This window comes from Bradyrhizobium archetypum (assembly GCF_013114835.1).
GTDB classification, from domain to species: Bacteria; Pseudomonadota; Alphaproteobacteria; order Rhizobiales; family Xanthobacteraceae; genus Bradyrhizobium; species Bradyrhizobium archetypum.
Genome location: NZ_JAAVLW010000027.1, coordinates 1 through 5,321, shown reverse-complemented (window position 1 = coordinate 5,321; position 5,321 = coordinate 1). Strand labels below are relative to the sequence as shown.

General features: G+C 59.1%; 5 protein-coding genes and 2 pseudogenes. 2 read left to right on the top strand and 5 right to left on the bottom strand.

Annotation, left to right across the window (positions count from 1 at the left end; translation table 11 throughout):
• Together HCN50_RS32955 and HCN50_RS32950 are read right to left on the bottom strand one after the other, a co-directional pair.
• The coding region (locus tag HCN50_RS32955; protein WP_171714010.1) for a transposase at positions 1–365 on the bottom strand (365 nt) is incomplete at its 3' end.
• Between the two features lie 99 nt (positions 366–464).
• Positions 465–740, bottom strand: a pseudogene (locus HCN50_RS32950) (integrase core domain-containing protein); the annotation flags it as partial.
• 46 nt (positions 741–786) lie between these two features.
• Here HCN50_RS32950 and HCN50_RS35020 point away from each other — a divergent pair.
• Positions 787–1,585 (top strand): annotated as a pseudogene (locus tag HCN50_RS35020) (IS110 family RNA-guided transposase); the annotation flags it as partial.
• Positions 1,586–1,613: 28 nt separating this feature from the next.
• On the opposite strand, the gene HCN50_RS34945 reads toward HCN50_RS35020, so the two are convergent.
• The 3 genes from HCN50_RS34945 to HCN50_RS32935 all read right to left on the bottom strand — a co-directional run bounded on the left by HCN50_RS34945 (position 1,614) and on the right by HCN50_RS32935 (position 4,251).
• A complete protein-coding gene (locus HCN50_RS34945; RefSeq protein WP_376700353.1) occupies positions 1,614–1,877 on the bottom strand; it encodes a hypothetical protein in 264 nt (87 codons plus the stop codon).
• Positions 1,878–1,993: 116 nt separating this feature from the next.
• Positions 1,994–2,971 carry an IS701 family transposase gene (locus HCN50_RS32940; protein WP_376700352.1) on the bottom strand — a complete coding sequence of 326 codons (978 nt, stop codon included), beginning with the start codon at positions 2,969–2,971 and terminating at the stop codon, positions 1,994–1,996.
• Between the two features lie 188 nt (positions 2,972–3,159).
• Positions 3,160–4,251 (bottom strand): DegT/DnrJ/EryC1/StrS family aminotransferase, encoded by a 1,092-nt coding sequence (locus HCN50_RS32935; protein WP_171714008.1) that lies wholly within the window; start codon positions 4,249–4,251, stop codon positions 3,160–3,162.
• A 735-nt stretch (positions 4,252–4,986) separates the two neighbouring features.
• Here HCN50_RS32935 and HCN50_RS32930 point away from each other — a divergent pair.
• The coding region (locus tag HCN50_RS32930) for a transposase (protein ID WP_171714011.1) at positions 4,987–5,321 on the top strand (335 nt) is incomplete at its 3' end.

The window sequence follows — 5,321 nt, the reverse complement described above, 5'->3', positions numbered from 1 at the left end:
GTCGCGATGTCGCCATCCAGCAGCCGGTCGCGGTTCTTCGAGAACACCGAATGGTCCCAGGCCGCGTCGTCGACGCCGATTCCGACGAACCAGCGGAACAGCAGGTCATATTCCAGCCGCTCCATCAGAAGCCGCTCCGAGCGGATCGAATAAAAGGCCTGCAACAGCATCGCCCGCAGCAGCTTCTCCGGCGGGATCGACGGCCGCCCGATTGGCGAATAGAGCGCGGCAAACTCGCGCTCCAGCGCCGACAGCGCCTCATTCACGATCGTCCGGATCGCTCGCAGCGGATGATCGCACCGCACCCGCGCCTCCAGGTCAACGTAGCTGAACAGCCAGCCCGTTCGATTATCCCCGCCGCGCACGCCCCATCTCCGACCACCGGTCGTCGGCGAGCGCCTTTTTTCAACAGCCTGCTAAGTCCGGTTCGGATTGCCGCGAAAGATCCAAAGTGACCTTGCCTTTTATCCAGACCTGAGTTCGCCACGGCTGTTGGATTTGTCCGGTCGGGCGGTTGTAGCGACGGGAGCTGGCGCGGAGCCCTCGGCATAGCGCAGCGCCAGGTCCCGGCGCGGATGGCAGGTCAAGGCGAACTCGGACGGCGTCTTCCATCCGAGCCGCGAGTGTGGGCGTGCATCGTTGTAATCGGCCCGCCAGCAACCGAGCGCGACGCGAGCCTGGGCTAGCGACGTGAACAGCGTCTCGTTCAACAGTTCATCCCGCAGCCGGCCCTTGATGGAGACGCCCCGCTCTCTCGGCGCCGGCGTTATTACTGGCGATGTACGGGTCGGCATCGAAGCCTCCGCCACCGCTCACCACTGGGCGCACGAAATTCGGCGGTTCGGTCACGAGGTTGGATTGATTCCGCCAGTTATGTAAACCCTTACGTGCGGCGAGGAGCCAAGAACGACGCCGCTGACGCGGCCGCGATCTGCGAAGCGGTCACCCGTCCCGATATGCGGTTCGTTGCAATCAAGGGCGTCGAAGATCAAGGCTCCTTGATGCTTCATCGCGCGAGAGGCTTGCTGGTCCGCCAGAGAACTATGATGTCTTGCGCTATCCGAGCTCACTTTGCAGAGTTCGGAATCATTGTCGGACAGGGCCGGCAAAACGGGATGGTCTGGTGGACTTGTTGAATGACGAGGAACTGACGCTACCCGCCCATGCCCGCGTGGCACTGACTATCCTTGTGAACTAATTGCAGGAATTGGCCCCCCAGCTCGAGGCTATCGAACAAAAAATCCGATGGCGAAGTTGCTTTCCTCGATTCCCGGCGTTGGTCCCATCCGCGACTCTTCCGGACCGACCATGTTCCTCTCGGGGCGAGAGTTCGCGGCCTGGCTGGGCCTGACGCCTAAGAAGAATTCCACCGGAAGGACCGGCTCGGCCGCATAACGAAACAGGGCGACTCCTATCTCAGGTACTTGCTTGCATCGGAGCACAGAACGCCGTTCGATATCCGAAGGCACGCACAAGGGTCGGAGGCCGCTGGATCGAAGCTCTAGTTGAGCGACGTCGGCCCATGGTCGTCGCGCTCGCCGTTACCAACAAGCTAGCTCGGATTGTCTGGGCGATGATGACGAATTCTATCGGCCTAACATTACAGTCGCCGTTTAGCCTTGAGGTGCGCACGCTGAGCGGTCGCCTGGTGAGCCCTGCACCAGAGCGACCGTGCGATGATGTGGGCAGGTTGTATTCGCTTTCGCGCGAGCCTGACGGCGATACGCCGAACTTCCCGGATTGACCATCGGATCAATGATGAGTCGGCGATGGTTTTGTTTTGGCCGCGGTTCGGCGCTGCGTTTTTTGGGCGGCGGCGGATTGGCGAGATGGCGGATCACCGCCATCATGGCAAAAGCAAGCATCACCATGGACACGTGGCGATGCCAGCCATGCCAGGATCGGCTCTCGTTGTGATCGAGGCCGAACTCGTTTTCGCGGTCTCAAACTGTCCTCGATCGCCCAGCGATGGCCTTCGACCGCGACCAGCTCTTCAATGGTTGTTCCCGCTGGGGCACCAGGTGGAGAAGAGGGCGAGGTCATCATCGACGATACGGCGACGGATCAGTAGACCGCGTGTCCACAAACCGTCACTTGCGGAACTGCCCGGCCTCGAGATCGGCCAATTCGACATAACACCAATCGTGCAGCGCGGTCCTTTGGTTACGGCTCCCGCCGACAGGCGTTTCCAGTCGGATGCACGTCGCGTCCGGGCGAGATCTGCAGCCGTCCCGGCGACCGGTGGCCGCTTGCCCCAGGATCGGAATACATGAGTGCTGTTGACCCCGAGCACATAGCCTTTGCCGGCCCGACGCAGTCGCTGTTCGATGTCACCAACACCGTAGACCATATCACCGGCAACCCACTTGAACGGCACAGACGCCGCTATGGCGCGTGCAATCATTCTCATCGCAAGCTTTAGTTTGGTCGCAAAGCCTGTGCCGGTAGGCACGTACGTAGCTTCCAGACGATCCGGATCGTCGGTCCATTCCTTCGGCAAATACAGCGCGCGATCGACGAACGCATGTCCATGGCGCGAAACGTAGGTGGCGACGACGCCGATCTGGCAGTTCGTAATCTTGCCCGCCGAACCGGTGTATTGCCGCGCCACTCCGCATGACGCTTTGCCCTGCTTGAGAAAGCCGATTTCGTCTATCACGAGAATTGCACCGTCATCCGCCAAATGCTCGATGACATAGCCGTGCACGATGTCTCGCAGGCCATCAGCATCCCAATTCCAGGATCTTGCTGCCGCCACGGGCCAGGAATCGCCAGCTGCCTGCGCCCGCATCAAGCCGGTCTTGCGCTGCTCATCGCCGAGCAGACCTTCCAGAAACAGGCCCGCGTTCCTCGCGACACGTTCCTGCCCAAACAGCGGACGGATCCGCTTCTTCACCTCCCGAAGCGACACCGCCCACAACGCAAGCGTATCTTCAATCGACGCTGCCTGCGTCCACGATCTTCGAATCATGGTTGCCCATGGATTCAGGATCCGTCAGAAGTGGCAACTGTAATGCTAAGCTCGCCGCCTGAGGAAACGAATTTGACTGGAACTCCGCGCTGCTCTTGAGCTATCTCCCTGATCTTCTCGAACTCAGCGATCAGCAGCGGCACAAATCAGCATTTTTGCGAACGGGTATAACAACGGAATAGATAGTTCTACCACGCGTTGATGGCACCAATAATGTAATCGACTTCTTCGTCACTCAGCTCGGGGAAACATGGCAAAGTCAAAATGCGCTTAGCGAGCCGTTCCGTTACCGGAAGGGAAATACTATTATTCTGAGATACCGCAGGTTGTAGATGATCTGGAATCGGATAGTGGACATCGGTCGCAATTTGGTGTGAGGCGAGATAGCGCCTAAGTCCGTCAGGGTCATCACAGGTCACGACAAAGAGGTGCGCTACGTATTCCTCCCCACGTTGGGGCGGGCAAGTCACGCGGCAATTTCTTATGCCATTGGCATAGCGCGCTGCAATCTCCCGCCGACGAGTATTCCAACGATCAAGGTGCGGTAGCTTCGCGCGCAGCACGGCTGCTTGCATTTCGTCAAGTCTGCTATTTCGGCCTCCAAGGCATGCAATCGAGTACTTGCGATCCCAGCCATATTGTCTGAGCAGTCGCAATCGGTCCGCCAGCTGCAGATTATTGCTGATTATAGCGCCGCCGTCCCCGAGTGCGCCCAAGTTCTTGGTGGGATAAAAGCTGAATGCCGCGGCATCCCCCACACTGCCGGCGCGTCGCCCATCCCTGCGAGCACCAGGTGCTTGGGCACAATCCTCCAATAGGGGAACGCCTGCGCGTTCAGTCAACCCTCGGATCGCCTGCATATCATGCATGAATCCGAAGAGGTGTGTGATGATAACGGCGTCGATTCGATCTTCCTGCAACAGAGCCTCCAAATCCTCGATCTTCATGAGGTGCGACCCAGGATCAACCTCCACAAACACGGGCACGGCCCGCACCGCTCGAATCGTGACTGCGCTAAACGAGCCGGCATTGGCGACAGTCGCCACTCGCATGCCGTCGCCAATACCAAGCGCGCGCAAACTTAGTTCCAGCGCATCTGTGCCGCTAGCGAGGGCGACGCAGTGCGCAGCTTCGCAATATGCGGCGAACTCTTGCTCGAAACTTGAACACTCCCCACCAAGCACGTACCGTCCGCTCCTCAGCACCCGCTCTATCGCGTGGCGCAGATTAAACTCCAAGTTCCTGGTGTGCCTTTGTAGGTCGTTTATGCCAATCTTCATCGCCTAGTACCCACAACCCATCTGCTGCAGGCTTTCTGATAGGTTCACGACAAGCGGGCGATCGGATCCGTCGTTCGAACGGCAACTAAGCTGGATAAAAGTTGGTACTATCGTTTCTCGCCTCAAGTGCTCAGGTCCGGGACCTAATCCAGTTCGAATTCGCTGCAATCCATATGACAAGTTAGCCTCCGGCCAATCGTTCGTAGGTCAGGTCCTGGAGTGTAAACCAGAGAGCCACGCGGAGCCGTCCACGAGGTTCTCCAGCTCCTGCTTAGTAGTGACTGGTTGGTGTTCCAAAAGCCCCAACGCCGACAGCTGAATGCGTTCCCGATGGAGTTGAAGTAGAAAGCTTCGATGCAGTGGACCGTAACTGCGGTAGTGTAGTAGCCAGGCTGAAGGCATCGCTGTGGTTATGTCGAGCAAAGTCATCGGAGTCCGAGCCAGCAACACTGACGGCGTCCTTCCGGCAAAGTGGCTATCCCTTGGCACTGCCCCATCCTGCAGCCTCGTTGATGACGCCAATTCCAATAGATATCAGCCTCAAGCGAGCTTTTAACTGACCTGAGCCCCGCAATCTCCTCCTAAAATTAGTAGACTCTGTAGCCTCTTGCAGCATAACCTGCATGAGGCCCCCACCTAGCAGGCTGTTGAAAAAAGGCGCTCGCCGACGACCGGTGACCGTGATTCATTGGTCGGAGATGGGGCGTGCGCGGCGGGGACAATCGAACGGGCTAGCTGTTCAGCTACGTTGACCTGGAGGCGCGGGTGCGGCGCGATCATCCGCTGCGAGCGATCCGGACGATCGTGAATGAGGCGCTGTCGGCGCTGGAGCGCGAGTTTGCCGCGCTCTATTCGCCAATCGGGCGGCCGTCGATCCCGCCGGAGAAGCTGCTGCGGGCGATGCTGTTGCAGGCCTTTTATTCGATCCGCTCGGAGCGGCTTCTGATGGAGCGGCTGGAATATGACCTGCTGTTCCGCTGGTTCGTCGGAATCGGCGTCGACGACGCGGCCTGGGACCATTCGGTGTTCTCGAAGAACCGCGACCGGCTGCTGGATGGCGACATCGCGAC

Bases quoted from the DNA above. Each gene is read 5' to 3' on its own strand.
- HCN50_RS32940 (WP_376700352.1), bottom strand. From the start codon at position 2,971: ATGATTCGAAGATCGTGGACGCAGGCAGCGTCGATTGAAGATACGCTT.
- HCN50_RS32935 (WP_171714008.1), bottom strand. From the start codon at position 4,251: ATGAAGATTGGCATAAACGACCTACAAAGGCACACCAGGAACTTGGAG.